The organism is Neobacillus drentensis, from assembly GCF_036966985.1.
GTDB lineage: Bacteria > Bacillota > Bacilli > Bacillales > Cytobacillaceae > Neobacillus > Neobacillus drentensis_E.
In genome coordinates, this window is the sequence record NZ_JBALSN010000753.1 from 1 (window position 1) to 1,007 (window position 1,007).

Genomic DNA, 1,007 nt, shown 5'->3' on the forward strand with positions numbered 1-1,007 from the left:
GTCGATACTCTTTTATTCGTTAGACCCACTGAATCCTTAACAGTTTTTACCCAACAGATAGGGCGAGGACTCCGTTTACATCCTGGTAAAGAAACGTGTGTCATCATTGACTTAATCGGTAATTACCGAAATGCGGATATAAAGTTAAGTCTATTCGAAACACAACCAAGCGAAGGAAAGGCGAGGAAAATTCAACCGACTTTACCTAATTCCTGTGAACTAAATTTAGATGTGAATGTTGTAAACCTTCTGAAAGAAATGTCAAGGAAACGACACCCGCGAAGAGAGAAGTTGTTTAATGATTACATGGATTTAAAAAGAGATCTTGGAAGAAGGCCATCCTATTTGGAATTACATTTAAAGGGTGCGTCTGATTCTCCACAATACAAACAGGAATTTAGTTCATATTTTGGATTTCTTAAATGGGCAGAGGAATTAACGGAACAGGAGATAGAAATATACAACCGGTACGAAAATTGGTTTGTTGAAGTTGAAAAAACCGGAATGGCCAAAAGTTATAAAATGGTGGTCCTATTGGCAATGCTGGAGCGGGGGGTCTCGAATTGGTATCATCCCATTTCCTCTATCGAAGTAGCTCCTTTCTTTCATCAATACCTGATGGAAAAAGAACACCGTAAAAGGATTGATTTTTCCGATAAAGGTGCAAAAAAATTATGGGATTATGATGAAAAGGGTGTTAGCAAATTGATCGTTACCATGCCAATGACAAAATGGAGTGGCAGCTCCAAAGGGTTAATCACTTTTGAGAATGATATTTTTAAGTTGGATTATGCCGTTCTAAAAGAAGAAGAACAAATTCTTTTTAACTGGACAAAAGCAATTTGTGAATACCGCCTTCATTATCATTTTGAGCGAAAGGCGAAGAATACTATTATACAATAAAGAATATCACTACTTTATTAATCCACCTTTTAACTAGAAGGTGGGTTTTATTATCTTAAACAAGTTAGTTGTTGATGTTTGTATTTTATTGTAAATTATTATGG

The 1,007-nt window shown here is 35.8% G+C and carries 1 pseudogene; it reads left to right on the forward strand.

Annotated elements, in window-relative coordinates:
* A pseudogene (locus tag V7659_RS31380) lies at window positions 1-903 on the forward strand (DEAD/DEAH box helicase family protein); the annotation flags it as partial.
* Window positions 904-1,007 lie beyond the last annotated feature (104 nt).